The sequence below is a fragment of the Amycolatopsis silviterrae genome (assembly GCF_042684085.1).
Taxonomy (GTDB): Bacteria; Actinomycetota; Actinomycetes; order Mycobacteriales; family Pseudonocardiaceae; genus Amycolatopsis; species Amycolatopsis silviterrae.
The window spans coordinates 375,008-398,691 of the sequence record NZ_JBHUKS010000027.1; the positions used below are offsets into that span (position 1 = coordinate 375,008).

22 protein-coding genes are annotated in these 23,684 nt (G+C 68.6%); 7 read left to right on the top strand and 15 right to left on the bottom strand.

Going from position 1 to position 23,684, the window contains the following annotated elements; all coding sequences use genetic code 11:
- Positions 1–15: 15 nt before the first annotated feature.
- A complete protein-coding gene (locus tag ACFSVL_RS35415) occupies positions 16–921 on the bottom strand; it encodes an aldo/keto reductase (protein ID WP_378310647.1) in 906 nt (301 codons plus the stop codon).
- Complete coding sequence (locus ACFSVL_RS35420) at positions 918–2,792, bottom strand: hypothetical protein (RefSeq protein WP_378310649.1); 1,875 nt, start codon at positions 2,790–2,792, stop codon at positions 918–920. Before ACFSVL_RS35420 ends, ACFSVL_RS35415 begins: the two co-directional genes overlap by 4 nt.
- Before the next feature lie 27 nt (positions 2,793–2,819).
- Between ACFSVL_RS35420 and ACFSVL_RS35425 the strand changes: the two genes are divergently transcribed.
- From ACFSVL_RS35425 to ACFSVL_RS35435, 3 genes are all read left to right on the top strand, one after another.
- Positions 2,820–3,644, top strand: a complete 825-nt coding sequence (locus ACFSVL_RS35425) for an amidohydrolase family protein (protein ID WP_378310651.1) — start codon at positions 2,820–2,822, stop codon at positions 3,642–3,644.
- Positions 3,645–3,727: 83 nt separating this feature from the next.
- Positions 3,728–4,708 carry an acetylxylan esterase gene (locus ACFSVL_RS35430; RefSeq protein WP_378310653.1) on the top strand — a complete coding sequence of 327 codons (981 nt, stop codon included), beginning with the start codon at positions 3,728–3,730 and terminating at the stop codon, positions 4,706–4,708.
- Between the two features lie 77 nt (positions 4,709–4,785).
- Positions 4,786–5,538 (top strand): GntR family transcriptional regulator, encoded by a 753-nt coding sequence (locus ACFSVL_RS35435; protein WP_378310655.1) that lies wholly within the window; start codon positions 4,786–4,788, stop codon positions 5,536–5,538.
- A gap of 537 nt (positions 5,539–6,075) precedes the next feature.
- Here ACFSVL_RS35435 and ACFSVL_RS35440 read toward each other — a convergent pair.
- Complete coding sequence (locus ACFSVL_RS35440) at positions 6,076–6,516, bottom strand: MarR family winged helix-turn-helix transcriptional regulator (protein ID WP_378310657.1); 441 nt, start codon at positions 6,514–6,516, stop codon at positions 6,076–6,078.
- Positions 6,517–6,591: 75 nt separating this feature from the next.
- Here ACFSVL_RS35440 and ACFSVL_RS35445 point away from each other — a divergent pair, with 75 nt between their 5' ends.
- A complete protein-coding gene (locus ACFSVL_RS35445) occupies positions 6,592–6,984 on the top strand; it encodes a nuclear transport factor 2 family protein (RefSeq protein ID WP_378310659.1) in 393 nt (130 codons plus the stop codon).
- A 38-nt stretch (positions 6,985–7,022) separates the two neighbouring features.
- Here ACFSVL_RS35445 and ACFSVL_RS35450 read toward each other — a convergent pair whose 3' ends face one another.
- From ACFSVL_RS35450 to ACFSVL_RS35475, 6 genes are all read right to left on the bottom strand, one after another.
- Positions 7,023–8,966: a right-handed parallel beta-helix repeat-containing protein gene (locus tag ACFSVL_RS35450; protein WP_378310661.1), complete on the bottom strand. Its 1,944-nt coding sequence runs from the start codon at positions 8,964–8,966 to the stop codon at positions 7,023–7,025.
- Between the two features lie 30 nt (positions 8,967–8,996).
- Positions 8,997–9,872 (bottom strand): carbohydrate ABC transporter permease, encoded by an 876-nt coding sequence (locus ACFSVL_RS35455; RefSeq protein WP_378310663.1) that lies wholly within the window; start codon positions 9,870–9,872, stop codon positions 8,997–8,999.
- Between the two features lie 11 nt (positions 9,873–9,883).
- A complete protein-coding gene (locus tag ACFSVL_RS35460; RefSeq protein WP_378310665.1) occupies positions 9,884–10,834 on the bottom strand; it encodes a carbohydrate ABC transporter permease in 951 nt (316 codons plus the stop codon).
- Positions 10,813–12,057: an ABC transporter substrate-binding protein gene (locus tag ACFSVL_RS35465; protein WP_378310667.1), complete on the bottom strand. Its 1,245-nt coding sequence runs from the start codon at positions 12,055–12,057 to the stop codon at positions 10,813–10,815. The genes ACFSVL_RS35460 and ACFSVL_RS35465 overlap by 22 nt, the downstream gene beginning before the upstream one ends.
- 252 nt (positions 12,058–12,309) lie before the next feature.
- Complete coding sequence (locus ACFSVL_RS35470; protein WP_378310669.1) at positions 12,310–14,154, bottom strand: heparinase II/III domain-containing protein; 1,845 nt, start codon at positions 14,152–14,154, stop codon at positions 12,310–12,312.
- Positions 14,147–15,397, bottom strand: a complete 1,251-nt coding sequence (locus ACFSVL_RS35475) for an alpha-L-fucosidase (RefSeq protein ID WP_378310671.1) — start codon at positions 15,395–15,397, stop codon at positions 14,147–14,149. The genes ACFSVL_RS35470 and ACFSVL_RS35475 overlap by 8 nt, the downstream gene beginning before the upstream one ends.
- Positions 15,398–15,526: 129 nt before the next feature.
- Between ACFSVL_RS35475 and ACFSVL_RS35480 the strand changes: the two genes are divergently transcribed.
- A complete protein-coding gene (locus ACFSVL_RS35480; RefSeq protein WP_378310672.1) occupies positions 15,527–16,336 on the top strand; it encodes an RraA family protein in 810 nt (269 codons plus the stop codon).
- On the opposite strand, the gene ACFSVL_RS35485 is transcribed toward ACFSVL_RS35480, so the two are convergent.
- Genes ACFSVL_RS35485 through ACFSVL_RS35495 form a run of 3 tightly spaced genes read right to left on the bottom strand, consistent with a single transcriptional unit; the run spans position 16,337 to position 19,922 of the window.
- Positions 16,337–17,092: a sugar phosphate isomerase/epimerase family protein gene (locus ACFSVL_RS35485; RefSeq protein WP_378310673.1), complete on the bottom strand. Its 756-nt coding sequence runs from the start codon at positions 17,090–17,092 to the stop codon at positions 16,337–16,339.
- 10 nt (positions 17,093–17,102) lie between these two features.
- A complete protein-coding gene (locus ACFSVL_RS35490; RefSeq protein ID WP_378310675.1) occupies positions 17,103–18,527 on the bottom strand; it encodes an MFS transporter in 1,425 nt (474 codons plus the stop codon).
- A gap of 60 nt (positions 18,528–18,587) precedes the next feature.
- The gene (locus tag ACFSVL_RS35495; protein ID WP_378310677.1) at positions 18,588–19,922 is read right to left on the bottom strand and encodes a pyridoxal phosphate-dependent decarboxylase family protein; all 1,335 of its coding nucleotides are present in this window, start codon (positions 19,920–19,922) and stop codon (positions 18,588–18,590) included.
- Between the two features lie 97 nt (positions 19,923–20,019).
- Here ACFSVL_RS35495 and ACFSVL_RS35500 point away from each other — a divergent pair, with 97 nt between their 5' ends.
- Positions 20,020–20,391 carry a hypothetical protein gene (locus ACFSVL_RS35500; RefSeq protein WP_378310679.1) on the top strand — a complete coding sequence of 124 codons (372 nt, stop codon included), beginning with the start codon at positions 20,020–20,022 and terminating at the stop codon, positions 20,389–20,391.
- Positions 20,392–20,455: 64 nt separating this feature from the next.
- Positions 20,456–20,803, top strand: a complete 348-nt coding sequence (locus tag ACFSVL_RS35505) for a helix-turn-helix domain-containing protein (protein ID WP_378310680.1) — start codon at positions 20,456–20,458, stop codon at positions 20,801–20,803.
- A 45-nt stretch (positions 20,804–20,848) separates the two neighbouring features.
- Here ACFSVL_RS35505 and ACFSVL_RS35510 read toward each other — a convergent pair whose 3' ends face one another.
- The 3 genes from ACFSVL_RS35510 to ACFSVL_RS35520 form a co-directional block, all read right to left on the bottom strand.
- Positions 20,849–21,439 (bottom strand): ClpP family protease, encoded by a 591-nt coding sequence (locus ACFSVL_RS35510; protein WP_378310682.1) that lies wholly within the window; start codon positions 21,437–21,439, stop codon positions 20,849–20,851.
- Positions 21,436–22,050, bottom strand: a complete 615-nt coding sequence (locus ACFSVL_RS35515; RefSeq protein WP_378310684.1) for a ClpP family protease — start codon at positions 22,048–22,050, stop codon at positions 21,436–21,438. Before ACFSVL_RS35515 ends, ACFSVL_RS35510 begins: the two co-directional genes overlap by 4 nt.
- 79 nt (positions 22,051–22,129) lie before the next feature.
- The gene (locus ACFSVL_RS35520; RefSeq protein WP_378310686.1) at positions 22,130–23,680 is read right to left on the bottom strand and encodes a hypothetical protein; all 1,551 of its coding nucleotides are present in this window, start codon (positions 23,678–23,680) and stop codon (positions 22,130–22,132) included.
- Positions 23,681–23,684 lie beyond the last annotated feature (4 nt).

Sequence of the window (23,684 nt, forward strand, 5' to 3'; positions counted from 1 at the left end):
GAACAGTACTCGGGGTCAAGCCGGCAGCAGCTCCGGCGGTACGAAACCCTCAGCGGCGAGCCGTTTCCACAGCTCACCCGGTATCGGTGCGCGAAAGTCCGCCGCGTTGCGCGTGACCTCGGCGGCGGACCGGCAGCCGACGACCACCGACCGTACCGCGGGATGCAGGAAGGGGAATTGAATCGCAGCCGCAGTCAGCGGCACGTCGAATTCCGCGCACAGTTCCGCACAGCGACGAGCCCTAGCCAGCGGTTCGGCGGGCACCGGGCGGTAGTTGAACATCGCCGCCGCGTTCGGGTCGGCCAGCAGGCCGGTGTTGAACACGCCGCCGACGACTACCTCGGTGCCGCGTTCGGCGCACAACGGCAACAAAGTCCGCAGGGCCTCATGGTCAAGCAGGGAGAAGCGGCCGGCGATGAGCACGACGTCCACTTCGTACTCGGCGGCGTACGCGGCCAGCTTCTCGGCGTGGTTCATGCCGAAGCCGATCGCGCGGACCAAACCCTCGTCGCGGAGCCTCCGTACGGCTGGGTATGCCGAAGCTCTGACCTCGTCGGGGAATTCGTCCGGGTCGTGCAGGTAAAGAATGTCCACTGAGGACCGACGAAGCCGGGCGAGACTGGACTCCAGGGACTCCCGGATCCCGCGTTCAGTCCACACGGGTTCGACCTTGGCTCCGGGACGCAGCAGCCAGCCGGTCTTGGTGGAAATGACCGGCTGAGCGATTCCAGCGCCGGGAAGGAGGCAGCCGAGTCGTTCCTCCGCCTGGCCGTGGCCATAGCGTGGCGCGGTGTCGAAGTAGGTGATCCCGGCATCGGCGGCGGCGCGAATAGTCGCTGCCGCGTCCTCTTCGGACACTTCCTCGAACAGCCCGCCCAGCGGTGCCGTGCCGATGCCGAGACGGGGCAGGTCGACGTTCACTGTTCGTTCTCCCAGGGTGCGCGCATGGTCGGCTTCTCGGCCCGCAAGGTCAGCGACAAAGTCAGCTGGATCGCGCTCGACGGGGGCAGTTCCACGCGCAAGTATCGGCCGTCAACAGGAAGGAGTTGACCGTCCGCTTGCACCGAGTCAAGCCGGTGTTCGGCGAAAGTGCCGGACTGCAGGACGAGATTCCGGGTAGTGGCACCGAGATTCACCAGGTCGACCACGGTGTGGTCGGTCGCGATGTCGGACACGAGCGCGGCGACATCCTCGGGCAGGCCAGCGCGCCGCAGGTCCGCGTCGAAGTACCGCAGGTGCAGCTGTGCCAGGCCGCCGTTGTACAGGATCTGCGGCGACCCGGTGGTCAGCTGCAGCAACGCCTCGGTGACGACGGGGTTGTGGTCCTGCCAGTGGTGGATGTCCAGCGCGCTGGGGATCGCCGACGAATCCCGCTCGATGGCGGCCAGCTTCGCCGCGCTGCTGTCCAGTGCGCTGCGCAGCATCCGTTCCGGGAAGTCCGGATTGCGGCCGTGCAGATACTCGAACCACGGTTCCTCGTGCCCGGCTTCGTCCTTCAGCCGTTGAGTGTGGACGGTTGTCCAGTCCCAAGTGGACTCGGCCCGCAACTGCTCGATCCGCTCGAAGTCCGCGGCGGCACGGCTGAACTGCCACAGCGAAACGGGCAACTGAGTCGGCATGATGTTGTAGTCGAACCAGCCGGAATCGTCGTGCCGTTGCGGGACCATCAGGGTCGGGCCGCCGTCCAGCTCGCGCAGGTGCGGCTGCCAGCGCTTCTTCAGCGTGCCCATCTGCGCGCCGGTGCGCGGTTCCGCTTGTTTCAGCACAACGTCTTGCGGATTGCGCGCCAAGTCCAAAAAGGACTCATTGCCGGTCAGGAGTACGGCGTTCATCGCCCCGACCAGAGTGGCGGTGCCGACGGGGTTGAGGCCGTGCGGCCACGCCCAGCCGTAATGCCCGCCGTACCAGCGGCCGTCCAGGTGCTCGCCGACCTCGCCGTGCAGGCCCGCGTTGTCCGGCAGCACTTCGCGACCGGCCAGCCGATCGCGCCACCCGCCGACGTATTCCGCGACCCAGTCCGCGTACCGCTGTTCGCCAGTGAGCAGGAACGCGATAGTGACGAGGCTGGTGACGGCCAGGTTCACCACGACGTCGCCGCGGCCCATCCGCTCCCACATTTCGCGGCCGTACGCGCGGGCTTTCTCCGGGTCCTTGAGGTCGTCGAACTCCGTGATGCCCAGCCAATCCAGCGGGAGGCCGTACGGACGCAGCGCTTCGCTCCACGGGAAGTACTCCTCGTGGTCGCTGAATCCCCAGCGCGGACCCGCCGCGCCGGTGTGCGGGGCGCGGATCACGCGGTGCTCGGCGGAGTAGTTCGGCCCGCCGGGCAGGTACAGGTCGGCGAACCGGACGGCCAGGTCGCGCAGTTCGGCGTCATCCGGGCGCGCCAGGCACAGCGCGTAATAGAGCAGCAGGCCTTCGCCCTGGTGGAACCAGTCGTAGCCGCGCTCGATGCCGTCGACGACCATGCCCATTTCGGCCAGTTGCGTGGTCACGCCGCGCCAATGCCGGTGCGCGGCGTCGAGCACCTCCGTGCTGCCACCGAGGAGGTACAGCGTCGGCCAGTTGAAGAACGGTTCGTAAAAGTCGTCGACGCCGTCGCGGTCGTCGTGGCCCTCGCCGAGCTTGTCGCGGAAGACCAGCCGGCCGTCGCCTTCGGTGTAGCGCGCGGAAAACACCGGCCACGCGCGGTCCAGCGCGGCGAACAGCTCGCGCTCCAGCCGCGCCCATTCCGGTGCCGCCGCCAGCTCGCGACCGGCCCGCACCCCAGGCACGTCCTGCACCGCCGCCACCCGCTCTCTATTGCTGATCGATAACCGATGGCTATCATCGAGACCGGGATTCCCCGTGTCAATACTCCCGGAGGCCGCGAGATGTTCGACTGCCACGCGCACCTGTGGGACCCGGCCGCCGGGTTTCCCTGGATCAAGCCCGGATCGCCGCACTGCCGCGCCTTTGGCCCGGGCGATCTGGCGGCCGCCGGAGCCGGACTGGGACTCAGCGGAACCGTGCTGGTCGAGGCGTCGCGCGGGGACGCTGGCGAGACACTCGCGTTACGGGATTTACGGCGTCGCCAGCCGGAACTGGTCGCGGGATATGTCGGGAACCTGCACGTCAGCGAAGCTGCCGCGTTGCGGACGCTGCTGACCGAACCGGACCCGCCGAACGGGATGCGGATCGGCGGCGCGGAGTGGGCCGCCACCCCTGCCGAAGCTCGCGCACTCGTGCCGATGCTGGCCGGCGCGGGGCTGGTCCTCGAACTCAACCTCCACCGGCACGCTCTGCGGACCGCGGCCGAGACGGCAGCCGAATATCCGGAGCTGACCGTGGTCGTCGATCACCTCGGCAACCCGGCTGACCTCGACGAATGGCGGCAAGAACTCCAGGACGCGGCGACGGTGCCGAACGTCGTCGTGAAGCTGTCCGGCTTGCTGACCCAGCCGCACGGCACTCCGGCGATCGTCCGGGAGGTGCTCGACGCAGTCGGCACGGACCGGTGCGTCGCCGGCTCCGACTGGCCGATCTGCCTGCCCCGTGGTTCTCGCGCGGACTCGCTGACCCGCGCGACCGACGCCCTCACCCCGGCTGAACGGGACCAAGTCCTGGTCGGCACACCGCGCCGGGTCTACCGGCTGGCTGGTTGACAACGTTCCCGCACGGCTGGTTCGATTCAATGATCGATAGGCGATGGTTGACCGTCGCCCCGGGAGTCCTGGAGATCCGACGCATGGCCTTCTTCGACCTGCCCCTCGACGAGCTGGAGCGCTACCTGCCGGCGCTCCCCGAACCGGCCGACTTCGACGAGTTCTGGGCGAAAACGCTCGCCGAGCAGCGGGCCGCCGACGTCGAGGCGACCTTCGAGCCGACGCCGAACGGCCTCGCCACGATCGACACCTTCGACGTCACCTTCCGCGGTTACGGCGGCGCCCCGATCCGCGGCTGGCTGCAGCTGCCGGTCACGCGCACCGGCCCGCTGCCCGCGGTCGTGGAATACCTCGGCTACGGCAGCGGGCGCGGGGTGCCGCACGAGAAGACGTTGTGGGCCAGCGCCGGATACGCGCACTTCATCATGGACACCCGCGGCCAGGGCGCGGAAACGCCCGACCCCGACCCGTCGACCGGCGACATCGCCGCCCCGGGCTTCCTCACCCGCGGCATCCTCGACCCGCACCGCCACTTCTACCGCCGGGTCTACACCGACGCCGTCCGCGCGGTCGACGCGGTGCGCACGCATCCGGAGGTCGACCCGGCCCGCGTCGTGGTGACTGGCACCAGCCAGGGCGGCGGCATCGCGCTGGCCGCGGCGGGCCTCGTGCCGGACCTCGTCGCGGCGATGCCGGACGTGCCGTTCCTGTGCCATTTCCCGCGCGCCACCACGATCACCGACAAACCGCCGTACGTCGAGGTGCAGCAGTTCGTGAAGCTGCGCCGGCAGCACGCGGAAACGGTGAACCGCACGCTCGCCTATCTCGACGGCGCGAGCCACGCCCGGCGAGCGAACGCGCCGGCGCTGTTTTCCACCGCGTTAATGGATCACATTTGCCCGCCCTCGACGGTGTTCGCCGCTTTCAATCACTACGGCGCGCTGAACGGGCTCGCGCCGGAACGCAAGAGCATCCGCAGCTATCCGTTCAACGACCACGAAGGCGGCGCGGCCCCGCACGAAACGGTGAAACTGGCCTGGCTGGCCGGACTGCTCGGAACCTGACCCGGTCCATCGATACCTGTTAGGCGATCCCGCCTATCATGGCAGGACGGTTCCGGCAGCCGCACGATGGGAATCTCATGGCACCGACACGGCAAACCGACAACGCACCGGCGGGTTTCGCCTCCACGCTGGCCACGAACAAGGACCAGTTCCGCAACCCGCTGATCTCCGACCGGGTGTACGCGCTGCTGCGCCAGGCCATCGTGGACGGCGAACTCGAGCCGAACGAACGCGTCGTCGAATCGGAAATCGCGCGCCGGCTCGGGGTGAGCCAGGCCCCGGTCCGCGAGGCGGTCAAGCAGCTCGCCCGCGAAGGCCTGCTGACGCACATCCCGCGGCGCGGCAATTTCGTCGTCGAGATCTCCGAACAGGACGCCGAACACGCCCGGCAGGTGCGCGAACCGCTCGAACGGCTCGCCGCGCGGCTGGCCGCCGAGCACATCACCGACGAGCATCTCGCCGCGCTCGACGAACTGGTCGAAGACATGCACCGCGCGGTGGCGCTCAACGACGTCGGCAAGTTCCGGGACGCCGACATCGCGTTCCACACGCTGGTCAGCCAGATCCCGGGGAACCCGTTCCTCACCCGGATGTGGGAGGTGCTGGAGCCGAGCCTGCGCGCGCTGCGGGCGATCGCGGACCCGCTGTTCGACGGTGATTGGCACGCGATGGCGGACGAGCACAGCCGGCTGGTGTCGCTGCTGCGCGAGCGGGACGGGGAGGCCGCGGCGGAGGCTTTCGCGGCGCATGCGGCGGGGTTGTCGCCGGTGCCGGATCCTCGGGCGCAGAAGAAGCGGGCTGCTCGTGGGGGTGCTGGGCGGAAGAAGTGAGGGGTCGTGAGTGGCTATGCCGGTTCTAACCGGGATTGCCGCTCACGACGTTCCTTTGGCGGGCTCCGGGTGCGGTGGGCGCGTCGCTTGCGGGCGGTCGGCAGGTGGGTGCGGCTGGTGCGTTGCTCGCGGGGCGGCGGGCAGGTGGACGGCCGGGTGCGGCGGGTGCAGCGCTCGCGGGCGGGTCGGGTGAGCGGACGGGTGCGGTCGGGTCTCCGGCAGCGCACCAATGTGGCATTGGGTGCATGCGACGCACCGAACGCCACATTGGGCGCATGCGACGCACCCAACGCCACATTGGGCGCATCTGACGCACCCAATGCCGCATTGGGGCGGTGAGGCGGGGGCAGGTCTGGGGGCGGTTTCGGCGGCGGGGTTGGTCGCGGACGTTCGGGGAGGCGGCGTTGGCGGCCTGCCGGGGTCGCGCATCCTGCCGCTGTCCGAGACACGGCCGCGTTCGGGAACCCGGGGGTTCTCGCACCGCTCCATCGTTCGATGGCTCAGCCGCACCCACCAGGTTCGCGCAAAGTCCGCGGGTCAGCTGCGTTCGTGGTCGGTTAGCACTCGTCCCAGCAGCCGCACCAACGTCTCCCGCTCCTCTGCCGACAGATCCCCCAGCAGCTCGTCCTGCACGCCGTCCAGGATTTTGTCCATCCGGCGCAGCTGCCGGGCCCCGGGCTTGGTGAGGTGCACGATGTTGCGCCGCCCGTGGGCCGGGTCGGGGGTGCGGTCCGCGTAGCCCAGGTCGGTCAGCTGGTTGACCGCCGCCACGACGTCGCTGCGGTCTACCCGGCAGCGGCGGCCCAGGTCGGCCTGGCTGGACGGGCCGAACTCGTCCAGTGCGGCCAGGATCCGGTAGTGGTAGCCGCGCGCTCCGGCCTCCGCGAAGCCCTCCGAGACCAGCCGGCGGGCGTGCACGGTCAGCTGGGTGAGCAGCCAGCTCGGCTTCTCCTTCAGGCGGCGCGGGATCTCGTCCATGCGGATCAGGCTAGCAGTGTTGGCGCGACCAACAAACCTTCGCTAGTGTTGGTCTCACCAACATTGGAGGTTCCCATGTCCGCTGCCGACCGTCTCGATGTCGCTGACCTGTTCGCCCGGCTGGCCCGGATGCTGGACGAGCGGCGGCACGACGAGATCGACCGCGTTTACCATCCGGACATCGCGGTGCATTCCCCGCGCGGCGAGTTGCGCGGGCTGGCCGAGGTGACCGCGTTTCTCGCCAAAGAACCCAGCGAACTCGCCCAGCATGTGCACGGCGACATCCTCGTGGACCTCGACGGCGACCGGGCCACGGCGACTGCCAACCAGCTCGTCTACTTCTACCGCGAAGGCCAGCCGCCCCACCGCCGCAGTGGGTTGCGGGTGGCCACTGCGGCGGTCAGGACTCCGGAAGGGTGGCGGTTTACCGAGATGAGCATCCGTCCGGTGTGGATTCAGGAGGACTGAAGAAACGGTGCCCCGGACTGTCCGGGGCACCGTGGGTATTACCGGGTCGCGCCTGCGGTCCACTGAGGAGCGCCGTATTGGTAAGCGCCTAAGCTTGGTGTCGCATCCGTTGAGCCGTCGTTGATGCCGGGTAGCGGGATTGCTGCGTTGCGGGCTGGGGAATCAGCGTTCAAGCGGTAGTCGTGCTTCGCCGCGTCGACGAACTTCGGGTCGGTGCCTGCGGGGAGGTTGTTCGAGATCAGCATTCCGCCGTCCGTCGCGCCGTCCAGGCCGACGATCTCGCCGATGTTGTTGTACAGCTTGGTTCCGGTCGACTGCCCGGGTCCCTTGACATAGAACAACGTCGCGCCGCCAGTGTTGTTGTAGACGAGGTTGTTGCGCGAGCCGGAGCCGAGGCCGTTGAGCATCACGGTTTTCTCCAGGTTGTTCCAGCCGACGTTGTTCGCGATGGTGATATTGCTCTGGCCGTTGTCGGCGTAGATTCCGGCTACCGCGAACGGGTTCACGCCGGGGGTCGGGGTGCCGTCGTGCAGGACGTTGTGGTCGATCGACGTTTTCAGCATGTCGGAGGCGCAGCAGGTGTAGATCGCCGCGGTGTCCAGGCTGAGCCGGGCGTACTGGGAGATGTCGTTGTACGCGATACGGTCTGGTCCGGGTGTCGTGCCGGGTGCGACGTCCCATTGCAGGTTGATGCCGCTGCGGCCGACGCGGTAGATCGTGTTGTGCTGCACGGTTTGGCTGTTTCCCGCGACGGCGATGCCTGCGGCGTAGGTGCCGAGGTAGTCAGCGTCGTGGATGACGTTGTTGGAAGCGGTATTGTGCTGGCCGCGCAAGGCAATCGCGTTGCCTGCGCTATAGGCCAGGTTGCTGTTGATGACCTGGTTGTTGGTCCCGTTGATGACGAGACCGGTGTCGGCGACGCCGCGGGTTACGGTGGAACCGCAGTCTGTCGCGCCCTGGGTGATGTCGGTGTAGTGCGACAGGTAGTGGGCATTGATCTTGTCCAGCACCACATTTGTGCTGGACGAACCAGTCTGCACTGAAGCGCCGAACAAGGTGAGGCCGGTCAGGTTGGTGTAGCTGGCGTTGGTGAGGTCGAAGGCGAGTTTGCGCCGTTTGGCTTCGACGTTGTGTGCGGCTGGGTTATCCGTGCTGTAAACGTAAAGCCGTTTGGCGGAGGTGTCGTAGAACCACTCCCCCGGATTCGCCAGTTCGCCGATTTTGCCGAACAGCGAGTATCGCGTGTCCTTCGGCACGACCTTGTGCACGCACGGCGGGGCGGCGGCCAGCGTCACCGAGCCGGCTGCGGAACTGGTCACTGTGGACGTTGCCGACACATACCAGTAGCCGGTCAGCGCGCGAGCGCCGTTCCAGTATCCGGCGGGACGGGTCATTGCCGGGTCGACGATGGTGGCGTCGGCGCTGCCTGCGCCGGCGTAGGCCAGTTTCGGGGTGACCAGGTCTAGGCCGGGGTAAGGCCATTGTGCTTCGACGCCCATGGTTCCGTCGGTGAACACCTGCACGGTGGTCACATCGGTGCCGAGGTCCACTGCGGTGCTGTAGACGTTGCCCGCCGAAACAGCTTGGCTGAACGGTGAGTTCGCGGCGAACGGGTCTTTTTTGGCGATCGCCGCGACGTCGGCCGCGGACACTTTCGCCCAGCCGCGCACCGGTTCCGCACCGCTCAGTGTCACCTTCTCGCCGGGCGCGGTGCGGTAGGTGATCGGCTCTCCGGCGGTACCGGAATTGGCTGGCTTCACCGTTTCCCGGTAGGTGCCGCCGGCGATGACGCACGTGTCACCGGCGACCATTACGTCCGCGCAGCGTTGGACGTGCTGGAACGCCGTGGTCGGGGCTTGTCCGTTCGCGCTGTCGTGACCGGTGGTGGCCACGTAGAACGTGCGTCCGGCCGCGGAAGCGGCGGGGGCGACGGCGAGCGTCGTGGCGAAGGCGGCCGCCAGGACCGCGACTTTCCTCAGCACTGCATTGTCCTTACTCCTTTTGAGAGAGACTCAGCCCTTCACGGCCCCGACGGTGAGGCCGCTGATGATGTGCCGTTGCATGTAAATGAAGAAAATGATCACCGGCGCGATCGCCAGCAGCAGGTTCGGGAAGACCTTCGTCAGGTCGGTCGAGTACTGGCTGATCCCGGCGTAGATCGCGGTGGTCACGGTGTAGTGGCCGGAACCGGGGCTCAGCAGGATCTGCGGGCTGACGAAGTCGTTCCAGATGCCGATCGAATTCAGGATCAGCACGGTGACCACGGCGGGGCGCATGAGCGGGAAAATGATCAGCCAGAACGTCCGGTACCGGCCGGCGCCGTCGATCGTCGCCGCGTGGTCGATGTCGACCGGAATGGTGCGGATGAAGCCGACGAACAGGAAAATGCTCACCGGCAGCGTCGAGGCCACGTCGTGCGCGATCAGGCCGGTGACGGTGTTCGCCAGGCCGACTGAACGCAGGACATAGATCACCGGGATCACCAGCGCCGCGCCCGGAATGAACGTGCCCGCCAGGAAATACAGCAGCAACAGCTGCGTGCGTTTCTTCAGGCTGCGCGCGATCACGTACGCCGCAGGTCCGGCGAGCGCGATGCAGAAGATGTCCACCATGACGACGAGGAACAGGGTGAATCCGTAGCCCTGCAGGACATTGAAGTCCGGGCTCGTCGCCGCGGCCTTGATGAAATCGAAGGTGAAGTTCCCGACCGGAAGCCCGAACGGGTTGTCGACGATGTCTTCCTGCGGTTTGAAACTGTTGACCAGCAACAGGTAAACCGGCACCACCATGACCACAAGGAGCCCGGCGAGCAGCACGAACCGGACGACGCCGCCCTCGCGATCCGAGACCCGCTTGGGAACAGCCCGCGGCTCCGCTTGTACCACCACTGCTTGCCCCCTTATCCCGACGCGGCTTGGTCTTGCCGGTTGCGCAACGCCGTCACCAGCAGCGCGAGTGCGGCCGAGACCACCATCAGGAACACGGCCTGCGCGGTCGCGTAGCCGATTTTGGTGCCCTCGAACGATTTGGCGAGGATGAGATACCCGTACGTCTGGGTCGATCCGGCCGGTCCGCCGCCGGTGAGGCTCACGACGAGGTCGTAGGCGCGGATCAGGCCGACCAGGTTCAGCACGGTCGCGACGGTGACCACCGGGGCGATCATCGGGATCACGATCCGCCGGTTGATCTGCCCCTTCGACGCGCCGTCGATCGCCGCCGCCTCAAGCAGTTCCGCGGGAACCGTTTGCAGCGCGGCGACGAAAAGCACCACGTTGAAGCCGAATCCGGCCCATACGATGACCCAGATCAACGCGATCAGCGCGAGCTTCTCGTCGAACAGAAACCCGATCGGGCCGAGCCCGAATTTCTGCAGCGTGCTGTTGATCGCCCCGTTGGTGCCGAGGATCGCCGCCCACAGATAGCCGAGGATCAGCGCGCTGATCACGTGCGGGTAATAGGCCAGTGCGCGAAAGAAGGAGTTCCATTTGGACCGGCCGCGCAACGCCAGCGCGTACACCAGCCCGCCGCCGACCATCAGCACCGTGCCCGCCACCGAAATGATGCCGGTGACGTACCACGCGCGGCCCGATGCCGGGTCGGAGAACAGCTTCGCGTAGTTCTTCAGCCCGACGAACACCGCCTTGGAAAAGCCGTTCCAGTCGGTGAAGCTGAGATAGATCGCGACGCCGACGGGAACGACGGTGAGCACGGTGTACAGCAGCACGGCCGGGCCGCTCATGCCCAGCGAAACGGCGGCCGCGCGGAGCCGGACGCCGCGCGGCCGGGTGTTCCGCCGTGGCGGCGCGGGCGGGGCCGCGACCGGCTTCGTCAGCTCTGCGAGTTCCACCACTTGTCCAAACCCTCCGCGACCTGCTGCGCCGACGAGCCGGTGTACAAGGACTGCACCTGGGTGTTCAGTTCGGTGGTGTAGCCGTCGATCGGCTGCCGCTCGCCCGCCTTCACGAGGACCGACGGCGCGGCTTCGAGGATCTGCTGCACCTGCTTGCCGAGGCTCGACATCTCGTAGGCGAAGCCCTTGCGCAGGTTGCCGTCCGCGGCGAGCTGGCTGCGCACGGCTTCCTTGTCGGTGACCAGCCAGCGCACCAGCTCGGTCGCCTCCTGCGGATGCGGCGAGGCCGCGGCGACCACGTACGGGTCCGCGACGTTGCCGAACTGGCCGGACGGGTACGCGCCGTCGGTCGGCATGCTGAACACGCCGATCTCGTCGCTCTTCTTCGCCTTGTCCGCGGCGGGGACGAAGTACGAGCCCATCACGTACATCGCCGACTTGCCGGCGAGGAACGCGGCCTGCCCGTCGGTGTAGGTGAGGCCGAGCGCGCTCTTCTGGAGATAGCCCTGCTGGATCCAGCTCTGGTAGCGCTGCAAATAATTCACATAGCCGCTGCCGGCGAAGCTGACCTTCTTGTCCGTGCGTTTCACTGTCCACTCCGGATCGGCGGTGAGCACGCCCGCGTCGGCCATCATGGAGAACTGCGACCCCGGCACCCATTGCCCCGCAGTCTGCAGCGGCTGGTAGCCCGCCGCCTTAAGCTTGCCCATCGCCTCGGTGAACTGGTCGAGAGTCTTGATCGCCGCCGCGTCGACGCCGGCCTTCGCGAAGGCGGCCTTGTTGTAGAACACCAGCGACTGGATCTGCTCGCCGACGCCGACCAGGTAACGCTTGCCCTCGATCTCGTGCTGCTGCGCGAGCGGGGTGTCCTTCGTCCACTCCTGGTCGCTGAGATCCGTGAACAGCTGCGCGTTCTCCTTGGTCGGGACGATCTGCTGGGCGATGTCCGGCGGATCGCCCGCGGCGAGGTCCTGGTTGAGCTTCGCGCCCGCCGAGATCGTCCCGGTCAGCTCCAGTTTCACGTGCACGCCCGGATGCTTCTGCTCGTACTGGGCGAACAGGCCCTTCCAGTACTCCTGGGTGAGGTTCGGGGTGATGTTCACGATCACCCGCAGCGTCGTCTCCCCGGACGCGTCCGGCGACCCGCCGGCACACGCCGCGCTCGAACCCAGCACGATCGTCGCCGCAACGGCAGCGGTGCCTCGGCGCCAGTGTTTTCTCATGTCAGCCCCACGCTCCATTGCGTTCTCACGAGTAATCGATAGTCGAGATGAAACCATGCGGCCCAGGCGCGGTCAATAACGAATCGGAAGCGAAAAGCCTGTGCTGCAACGGAATTCGCGCGCATCAAGACCGGCGGCGACGCCTTCGGCAGCGACAGGCGTCCGCGCGACCGGGAGCCGGACCGGGGGCAGTGCCATCGTCTATCGATAACTGATCGTAAGCCAAGCCCCTCGCCTGTCAAGACCGGATTTTCACCGCCGCCAGCGCACCGCGACCCGGCGCACGGCCGGATCGGTGACCCGCAGAGTGAACCGGGTGAGGACGTTTCCCCAGCTCAGCCGCAGGAGCGGATCGTCGAGCGGCTGCTCCCGCACCTCCACGGCCGCTACCTCGGCGTCCCACGCCAGCCGCAGCGTCCGGCCGTCCGCGGAGACCTCCGCCCAGCCCTCCCCGCACTCGACTGAACCGGCGAGGAGATGGTGCAGCAGAACGGGATTCAAAGCTCCGTCCCACTCGTCCTCGACCACCACCTCGCGCTCCGCCCGGCGCAACCGGACCGTCCGCTGCCAGCGCGACACGGCACCGTCCGGATACGCCCCGCTCAGTTCCGCACGCAGGCTCGGCACGCTGAGATCGGCTAACACTTCGCGAGCACCGTGTTGTGAACCAGTCACTTGCTCCGCGCCGGGTTCTGGGACGTTGTGCCAAGCGCTGCGGAACGGCCACGCGTCGTACCGGTTCGGGCCGAAGGTCGCGGCGGTGTACGTCGGGCGGCCAGCGTCTACGACCATCGGACGGCCGTCGAGCGCGACCCAGTACGTGCCGACGTCCAGGTGGTTGTGGTGCTCCCCGTTGTGCCCGGCCTTCGCCGCCACCGCGAGCCCATCGGATCGGCCGTTTTCCTCGCGGGCCACCAAAATCTGCACGCGCGGAAACCACGCTTCGCGCGCCAGCCACGGCGTATCCGGACGGCCTTCAAGGGCGGCTCGGCACCAATCCGGGTCCCGCAACGCGGCGAGCGCGCGCCCGAGCCCGGCCGCCGGATGCACTGCGCGGCCGGACAACCGCGCACCGGCCGCCGCGTGCGCCGCCGTTTCCGGCTGGCCCAGCCGCAGACCCCACTGATACGGCACATGCCAGGGCTGAGTCAGCAGCAACCGCGCGGAAGCGTCCCCGACGTTGACGTACCAGTCCTCGCCGAGATGCATCCGCTGGGGATAGCGCAGCAGCTCTGTGAACCGTTCACACCTGTCCGGACCACCGCCGTTCTCCGATACCAGGTCCAGCAGGTCCAGCGCCTCCAGCAACCGGCACGGGCCCTGCCACCAGTACGCGATGCCCTCGTCGATCGCCCCGTCGTCGGGCAGCACGGCGAGGTAGTGCTCGAGTCCTTCGCACACGAGCCGCACCAACCGGTCGCGCCGAGTGTGATCGGTGCACAGGAACACCGCGGCGGCGAGAACCGCGCCGTGAATCCACGGATTCCAGTTGTTCGCCGTGCCGTCCGCGCCGATCCACGCCCAGTCCCGGATCCGCTCGAACGGACCGAGCACGCGCCGGTCCGCCTCGCGCCGGAGACGGCGGCGCAAGCCCGGGGCCCGCAGGTCCAGGTGCGGGCCGAGCACCTGGTCCGCCCAGGCGAAGAGGGACACGACGTCGGCCGCGCCGAGGTCGAGGAACGGTTCGTCCGGGTCCGGGAGGACGTCGCCGCGGGCCGCGGTGAACCGGTCGTGCGGGGCCCAGCACCAGGTGGTCGCCTCGGCGAGCGCGACCAGGCCGTCGATCGCCGCGTCGAGGTGCGGGCACTCCCCCGGCGGCGCGGTCGCCGGGGCGGCTTCGCCGGTCAGCACGGCGGCCAGGACCAGCACCGTGACGCGTTCCTTCAGCAGCCGGACCTGCGTTTCGTACGCGCCGCGGTTGCCGTCGCGGAACGGACGGGCCCAGTCTCCGGCCAGCAGCTGCGGGGCCGGACGGTCGAGTTCGCGCGCGGCCTCGGCGAGAATGTCCTGCCGCGCTGAGGGTTCTGCCGCGTCCCAGGTCGCGCGATCGGTGACGTCCGGCAGCTTCAAGTCCACTTCGGACAGTCGCTCAAGCATCGGCTTCGAGGAACAGTTCGAGCACCGGAAGCAGCACGTCCGGCGCGATGATCGGCAGGGTCAGGGTGAGCGTGCCCGCGTCCTGACGAGGCGGCGCGAGGTTGTTGTGCTCGTGGTTTTCCCCGTTCAGCTGGTGAAACCGCACCTCCGAACCGTCGTGCAGCAGCTGCGCGTACCGGACTCGCCCGGCCAGCCCCGGCAGGTGGAGGTGTTTGAGCGGCCAGAACAGCAGATGCACGTACAACCGGTCGCCGACCTGCGTGTACAGGACGTTCGACGGCGGCGTGAACTCCGCCGGGCCGGCGTTGTGCACCGAGCGTTCGTGCAGCTGCATCCACTCGCCGATGGCGGCGAGCGTCTCGCGGGCGCGCGGGTCGAGCGCGCCGCGACCGGTCGGGCCGACGTTCAGCAGCAGGTTTCCGCCGCAGGCCACCGATTGGACCAGCATCCGCACCAGCAGGGCCGGGTCTTTGTACTCGTGGTTGTCGCGGTCGTAGCCCCAGGATCCGTTGAGCGTGTGGCAGGCTTCCCAGCGCACCGGCACGCCGTCGCGTTCCAGCGGACGGTCGGGCTGGTACTGCTCCGGCGTCACGTAATCGCCGGGGATGCCGAGGCGGTCGTTGACCAGAATTCCCGGGCGCAGCTCGCGGACGAGGGCCAGCAGCTCCTCCGCGCCCCAGTCCTCGGGGCCTTTCGCCGGGTACGTGAAGTCGAAGAACAGCAGGTCGATGTCGCCGTACTCGGTGAGCAGCTCGGTGACCTGGCCGCGCAGGAACTCCCGGTAGCGGGCCATGTCGCGCGGTTGTTCCAGCGCGGCGGCGTCGGCGTGCAGCGGGTGGTAGCGGTCGATCTCGAAATCCGGGTGATGCCAGTCGAGCAGCGAGTAGTACAGCCCGACGCGGATGCCCTCGGCGCGCATCGCGTCGGCGAACTCGGCGACCAGGTCGCGGCCGGTGACGCGGACCGAGTGGTAGTCGGTCAGTTTCGAGCCGAAGAGGCAGAAGCCGTCGTGGTGCTTGGCGGTCAGCACGGCGTAGCGCATCCCGGCCGCGCGGGCGGCTTGGGCCAGCGCCGGGGCGTCGAACCGGTCGGGATCGAATCGTTCGAGGTAGCGGTCGTATTCGGCGTCCGGGATCGCCTCGCGGCTGCGGACCCATTCGTGCCGCGCGGCCAGGCTGTAGAGGCCGAAGTGGACGAACAATCCGAACCGGGCCGGCTCGAACCAATCCGGGGATGCGGGCACAGCGGTCTCCCTTCTGCCGGGGCCTCGGGGGCCCGAGGTTGACAGCTCTCGGCCGTCGGCGGTTACATCTACCATCGATAGACGATAATGTCACCGTCACTCGGACGGCGACGCGCGGAGAGGCACGCCATGGACGCGAACGGCCGGCAGGCTGTCCCAGCAGGGAAAACCGACACGTACGACTCGAAGCTGGCACCGGTGCAGACCGCGACCTTCACCCGGCCGACCGCGCGGATGGTCGAGGCATTGGACGACGTGAGCGCGGCGACGGCGTGCGCGAAGCTGCACCAGATGGGCATCACGCGGACCTTCCTCGACGGCCCGGTCCCGCTGCACCGCACACCGGACGTCAAGGTGGTCGGCGGCGCGGTGACGCTGCAGTTCCTGCCGCAGCGCGAGGACGTTTTCTCCGGCACCGCGCAGGAGGACGCCGAGCGCAAGACCGCGTTGTGGCAGGTGCTGGAGTCGATCCAGCCGGGTGACGTGCTGGTCGTTTCCGCGTTCGGCAGTCACTTCACCGGCTGTCTCGGCGACATGCTCGTGCGCTACTTCAAGCTGCGCGGCGGGGCCGGAATCGTGGTGGACGGCCGGGTTCGCGACGCCGCGCGGATCCGTGCGCTGGGCGTTCCGGTGTGGTGCACCGGGGTGACGCCGCATTACGCGTCGCAGACAGAGCTGTTCCCGGCGGCGTTCAACGTCCCGATCGGCGCGGGCGGCGCGCTGGTGACGCCCGGCGATTTGATCGTGGCCGACGAGGACGGCGCGGTCGTGGTGCCGCAGCAGAAAGCGCTGGCGATCGCGGAGGATTCCCTTGCGCACCAAGACAAGGAAGCATTTGCGCGACAAAGGCTCGACGAGGGCGGCCGGTTGTCGGACTACTATCCGCTGACCGGGCGCGGGCTGGATGAGTACGTGGCGGCGCAGACCTTCGCCGACTGATCAGCCGCGCCAGCGCGCCAGCCACTCCGCCGCCGCGCGCAGCGGGACGTCGACCGGCGCGATCCCCGGATGCCAGGCGCGTTCCCATTCCAGGGAAATCCAGCCGGACCACGGCCGCAGCAGCCGTCCGCATTCCGCGAGCGGAACCCTCCCCTCGCCCGGCGGGACGGGCGTCAGGTCGGCGGTCGTGTCTTTCAGCTGGAAGTACCCGAGGTACTCGCCGAGCAGTGCCCGGGTCCGCGCCGGAGGTTCGCCGGCCCGCCACGGATGCAGCGCGTCCCACAGGACCGCCACCCGTGCCGGGTCGGCGAACGGCGTGACCAAGCGGAGCACGGATTCGGCGGTCAGATGGGAATCGTGGGTCTCGACGAGCAGCCGGATGCCCGCCGCGGTCAGGTCCGGCAGTACCGCGGCGATCCGTTCCACCGCACGGCCATCGCTTCCGTCGCCACCGGGGAAGACCCGGATCGCCGGGGCGTTCAGTTGCACGGCCAGGTCAATAAGTGCGCGGAGTTCGCCCACCGGGCCAGGTGCGCAGACCTGGACATAGCTGGCCAGCGCGGAAATCTCTAGCCCCGCTTCGGTGATCTGTTCGCGAATGGTCGCGGCGTTGGTGAGTCCTAAATGGACTTCTTCGTCCGCGTGCACTCGCAGTTCCAGCCCGGCGCATCCGTGCGCGGCGGCGATCGCGGCCGATTCCCGCACCGGAATTCCGGGCATCCCCAGCGTGCTCACGGCGAATTTCCATTCCGTCACAACAGGAATCTTACCCGGCTGCTGTCCCGCCGGTAGCCGGAGTTCGTCCGTGTCGCATCACGAAAGTCAGCACGAGCGCGAGCACGCCGACACCGAGCAGAACGAAGTACGCCGCCTGATATCCGGTATCGCTGGTAATCGAGGCACCGGGGAGCCGGACTTGATGAGCGGAAGTGACTGCGCCGACAATCGCCGTGCCGAGCGTATTCATCACGCCGAGCGCGGTGTACAGCAACGAAGTCGTGACCCCCTGCGCTTCCGCGGGCACCGCCTCGATGACGAGATTATTGGCCCCCGCATAGAGAAACCCGAGCCCGATCCCCATGAGCCCGGCGATCACCACGATCAGCACCGGCCCGCTCAACTGTCCGAAAAGGATCAGCACCACTCCCCCGAGAGTGCCGATAATCGAGGTGAGCAAAGCGGTTCTCGGCGCGAACCTCCGGCACACCCACCCTGCCGCGTACCCCGCCGCTGCGCCGACGAGCCCGAAAGGAAGACCGTAACTCACCCCGTATTCCAGCGCGGTCATGCCGAGACCGCGCTCCGCGACCCCGGGAACGTGCGGAGTCCGCAGCAGTTGCGGGATAAGCACGGAACTGTTGGCCGTGGTGACGAAAATGGCGGTCCCGGAAGCCAGCAGAGTCAGCCACACCTTCGGTTCCGACACCAGCGCGAGATCGATCAACGGTTCGGCCCGGCGGCGCTCGACAAGCACGAAAAGCACCAGCAGCACAACGGAAAGCACCAGCAGATACCCGAGATACTGCTTCTCGACCAGCCCGAGCACGAGCACCGCCATTCCCGCTCCGAGCAGAAGACCGCCGGCGACGTCGATCCGGCGTTTGATCCGCACCCGGGTTTCCGGCACGACAAGCAGCACGAGCGTCGAGACGACGACGTCGTAGCCGAGCGTGAACCAAAAGGCGCTGCGAAAGCCGAAGGCATCGACCAAATACCCGCCGAGCAGCGGACCGCCGAACGCGGCCACCCCAGTGCCGACCCCGAGCGCACCGACGCCGAGCGGCACCAGTCGCGGCGGAAAGAGGTCCCGGATCAGGCCGTAACCGGCGACGTACGCGACGACGAAAGCGGACTGCAGCACGCGTCCGGTCAGGAAAAGCCAATACACCGGTGCCAGCGCGCAGATCAGCGAACCAGCACCGAACATGACGGCCGCGGCCATCAGGACTTTTTTCTTGCCGTGCGCGTCGGCGAGTTTCCCGGCGATCGGGAGGAAGACCAGCGACGCGACGAAGACGACGGTCATCACCAGCGCCACCTGGTGGGTGCCGAAGGCGGCGGCGATGTCGGGCAGGCCCACCCCGACAAGGGTGAACTCGAAGTTGGCGTTCTCGGTCAGGAGCGCGATCGCCACCACGATCAGCACGTAATACCAGGTCGGCCGCTCTGCGGTGCGCGGTTCCTCAGCCATGCGCACCGATGTAACCGGCGGCCCGCCCGGGGCGGAAAGATCAGTCCCGCTGTCCGGGACTCACTCCGCCAACCGGTCGAGCGCTTGCTTGAGCTGCGGAACCCAGGCCTCGTGCTCCGGCTTCATCAGCACCGACCGGAGGATCGTGACCGTCTCGGCGTCGCGTTCGACCTCCGGGTGCAGCGTGGCGAATGCGTCCGCTTCGACGCGCAAAGTGGACAGATACAGCGGGTTTTCCGCGTCCGCCATGCCTTTCTGCAGCATGGTGTTGGCCGCTTCGGAAATCTCGCTCATCCGGGACCGCCGGGGCCAGTAAGCGACAATGTCCAAAGTGGGCTCAAGATGCAACGCGAACCGGTCGGATTCCTTGATCCGGGCGGCGAAATCGTTCGCTGCCCGGCGGCAGGCGGCGAGCAGCTTCCCGAGTCCGCGGTCGCGCTCCAGCGGAAATGCTTGCAGGGTAAGCCACAGCGCTCCGGCCGCGGCGCCCGCGCGGGAGCATTCCAGGGAGATCTCGCCGAGGTGCAGCTCGTCGGAAGTGAAGTAGGTATAGGGCGAGTCATGTTTATAAAACCGGCCGACCGCCGGATCGGCGAACAGCACCGCGCCGCAGCCGTACGGCTGAAGCCCGTGCTTGTGCGGATCGACGACGATCGAATCGCATCCGCCGATCGCACGATAGGCCTCGTATTCGTCCAGCAGGGCGTAAAACCCGCCGTACGCCCCATCGACGTGCAGGCGGACGCCGTACCGTTCCTTCAGCGCGAGGGCCTGCCGGATGTCGTCGACCGCGCCGAGCCCGGTCGTCCCCGGCGTCAGCACCACCGTGCCCACCCCGCCGCCGCGGACTTCGGCTTCGACGGCCTCCAGGTCGACGCGACCGTCCGGAAGCGCCCGCACCGCACGGGATTCCACGCCGAGCACCTGGCACATCCGGCCGTGCGTGTAGTGCGCGTCCCGCGAATGGACGACCGCCTTGCCCGGGGCCAGCTCGCGGGCGACCCAGAGGGCTTCGAGATTCGCGATGGTCCCGCTGGAGGTGAGATGCCCGAGCGACGGTTCGGCGAACCCGAACATCCGCGCCAGGTCCGCGACGACCTCGACCTCCATCGGCGAGGTGGCCTGCGACGCGTCGAGCGCGTGGTTGTTCGGGTTGACCACCATCGCGGCGAGATAGGCGGCGACCGCGACCGGATGCGGCGGTTTGAGCATCTGGCCCGCGTAGCGCGGGTGGAAGAACGGGAAGGACGCGTCCATCCGGGCGGCATAGGTTTCGAGGAGTGCGGGGAGGTCGACGTCCGGGCTGCTCGCCGGGGACGGGGCGAACGGGCCCCATTTGCGTTCCCACGCCTCGACGCCGCGGAGAGCCTGATCGATCAGTTCACGCCGGTCCATGGCAGGCACCCTACCGATCAACGGGCATTCTTCGGACTTTTCGCGGACGGCGTTCTAAGGTGTGCGGCACTGGTTCTCCCGCGGCAAGGAGCTTTCGATGACTGCTGGCCCGCCTGAACAACAACCGCCGCAATGGCCTGCCCAGCCGCCGATGCCCCCGCAATACCCGGGCTACGCGCCCTATCCGCCCGTTTACCCGCCCGCGCCGGCCCCGGCGAACGGCGTCTGGCTGGGAACAGCGGCCCTGGTACTGGGCCTCCTCGGCTGCGTGGTCCCGCTGCTGCCGATCGACCTGACCGGCATCCGGGCCTACCTCGCGCTCCCCTTCGGACTGGCCGGGCTGGCCTGCGGGATCGCCGGTCTCGTCGGACGGCGCACCGGCAAGCCGCTGTCCGCGACCGGTGTAGCGGTGTCGGCGATCGCGCTGGTGCTCGGCGTGGTCATGCTCGGCAACCTGGTCGCGGGCTGAGGAACCGTTCTGCCGTGAGCGGAACGGCTGTCCCCGGGGCCCGGTCTGATGCCAGGCTGGGCCTATGGCGGACATCCTTCCTTTCCACCAGCGCCGCGCCCCCGCCCGGGACGACGAGGCCGAACCGCTGTGGCGCGAGGCACTGGGCCGCAGCCTGCGGTCGGCCAGGGAAACCCAGGGCGAGCGGCTCGTCGACGTCGCCGAGCGGGCCGGGATCTCGCCGCAGTACCTGTCCGAGATCGAACGCGGCCGGAAGGAACCGTCGAGCGAGATGATCGCCGCGGTGACCGGTGCGCTCGGCGTGGATCTCGCCGGTCTGCTGAGCGGGATCGCCCTGGACATCCGGCAGGTCAGCGTGGTCGGGCCGAGGCCGGCGCGCCGTCCGGCCGGGCCCGTGCTGATGGCCGCCTGAACCGCGGGCCGGACCCCCAGCCCGACCCGCGACCCGGCAGCAGCGTCACGGACGGTCCGCGATCACCTGGTCCGCCAGCCCGTACTCCACCGCCCCGGCCGCGTCGAACACCCGGTCGCGGTCGGTGTCGTGCCGCAGTTCCGCGACGTCGTGCCCGGTGTGGCTCGACACGATCTCCTCCAGCTGCGTCCGGACCCGCACCACCTCGTCGGCCTGCAGGATGAGGTCCGGGATCGTCCCCCGTCCCTGCGCGGCGGGCTGGTGCAGCACCACCCGCGCGTGCGGCAGCACCGAACGCCGCCCCGCCGCGCCCGCCGCGAGCAGCACCGCGCCGGTCGCGACCGCCTGGCCGACACACGTCGTCGCCACCGGGGCCTTGATGAAGCGCATCGTGTCGTAGAGCGCCAGCATCGCGGACGGGTCGCCGCCCTCGGAGTTGATGTAGAGGTTGATTTCCTGCTCCGGGTTGTCCGACTCCAGGAACAGCAGCTGCGCGATCAGCGCGTTCGCGACGCCCGAGTCGATCGCCGTGCCCAGGTAGACGATCCGTTCGGACAGCAGGTGCGAGTAGACGTCCATGATCCGCTCGCCGCCCTGGCTGCGGGTGATCACGTTCGGGATGGTGTAGGTGCTCATGCGCGTACCCCCAGGCCCATCGCGTGCGTGCGCACCGGCACGACCTGCTCCAGGCGGTCGACGATCTGGTCGATGAAGCCGTAGTCCCGTGCTTCGGACGCGGTGTACCACCGGTCGTGCAGGGAATCGGCGAAAATCCGGTCGAAGGGCTGTCCGGTGTCCTGCGCGGTGAGGCCCAGCACGGTGTCCCGGGTGTAGCGGAGGTCGTCGGCCTGCACCTCGACCTCCACGGCCGAACCGCCGATCCCCGCCGAACCCTGGTGCATCAGGATCCGCGCGTGCGGCAGCGCGAACCGCTTCCCGGGAGTGCCCGCCGACAGCAGGAACTGCCCGGCGCTGCAGGCCAGCCCGAGGGCGAGCGTCGAGACGTCGCACGGCACCAGCCGCATGACGTCGCGGATCGCGAGCATCGACGGGACCGAACCGCCGGGCGAGTGGATCCACAACGCGATGTCCTTGACCGGGTCTTCCCCGGCCAGTGACAGCATCTGGGTCGCGAGGACCGTCCCGTTGTCGTCGTCGAGCACGCCGTCCAGGACGAGGACCCGCTGGCTCAGGAACCGTTCCCGGAGCCGCTGGTCGAACATCGGCGGAGTCGATTCGTTGGTCATGCCCCGACTGTGCCGCCGCGGACCCCGCCGCGTCCGCTCGCGCTGCTCCCAGCGGATCTGCTGTGAGCAGCGCGGAAACTCAGGCGGTTTTGCGGACCAGGTTCGTGTACCCGGCCAGCGCCAGCGTCGCCAGTCCCCACACCGCGACCTGCACGCCCCAGATCGCCGCGGTGAACACCTGCCCGGCGGCGCTGGCGGTGTCGAGGTCGCAGCGGCTGCGCAGGCCGGTCGGCGCGATCGGCAGCCCCCGGTCGAGGCCGAGGCCGATCAGTTCGACCGGGGAGCACGACGTCCCGGTCGCGACGCGTTCGGCGGCGTGGTGTCCCGGCCGGGTTTCCGTTGCCCCGGCCCACAATCCGAGCGCTCCGGCGGCGACGAGCGCGAGCAGCAGCGCGGCCGCGGTGCGCCGGGCGCGGTAGCCGTAACCGGCCAGCACGCCCCAGATCCAGTGGAACAGCCGCGACATCGGCCCGCCGAGCGCGTCCGGCGAACGGCGGCGCAGGTCGTCCTGCTGGGCGATCAGGATGGCACGCGCGTTGCCGTCGTGGCCCGCGGTGCGTTCGACCGCCGCCAGCTTCTGGTACCCGGAGGCGTCGTAGTACTCGGTGTGCCTGCGGAGCAGGTGCAGCCAGCGCCGCCAGCCGAACGCCGGATCGATCGCGGCGTACGTGAACCCGTCCAGCCACACCAGTTCGGGACGAGAGCACTCGGCACTCGTGCTGCCGTCCGGGCACACCAGGCCGTCCGGCATGAACACCGTGGTGGCCTTCGCGTCGGAGAGGCTGAGCAGCCGGTTGTCGGGCGAGGTGATGCGGGTGGTCGCGGAAAACTCAAGCTGCCCGCCGATCTGCGCGCCCTGCAAGCGCACCGCGCCGATCTCCCCGGTGCCGGTCAGTTCGGTGTCCCGGATCAGCATGCTGCGGCCGACCGTCAGAGTGTCCGCTTCGATGGCCGGTCCGCGGTCGTTGGCGATCTTGACGCTCTGGCATTCCAGCGGACCGCCGATGCGCGCGCCGTTGAGATGCAGCGCGCCGTCCGCCGACGAGCCGCTGATCAGGGTCCCCCGGTGCAGGTACAGGCCGCTGCCGAGGTCCGCCGAACTCGCCTCCAGCGCGAGCCCGTCCGGATTCGTGATTTCGGCGTCCCGGCACAGCAGGCTCCCGCCGATGCGCGCGCCGATCAGCCGGATCGCGCCTTCCGGGGTGCCGCCGGTGATCCGCACGCCGTCGGACAGGTGGAGGTCGCCCTCGATCCGCACTCGCGAGGCCTGCAGGCTCGGCACCAGGCCGCCGATCAGGTACAGATGCGGCAGCGTCGCCTGGCGCGCGAGCACCGGCTGGTCGAAGACGCAGTTGAGCAGCATCAGCCCGGCCATGGCGGTGGCGCCGTCGAGGATCAGCGCGCCGGTGATGCGGACGCGGGCCAGCACGACCCCGCGCGGGTCGAGGTCGCCGTGCCTGCCGAGCAGCAGGTCCCGGAGCACCTCCGCGCGCAGGAGATGGTCCGGGTCGTCGGTTTCGGCCAGGTCGGCGACCTCGATCTGCTCGGCGCCGAGCAGATCGCCTTCCCGGGCCGCCTCGACCACACGGCGTTCGAAGTCGCTGAGATCAGTCACCCGGGGCGCAGTCACGCCC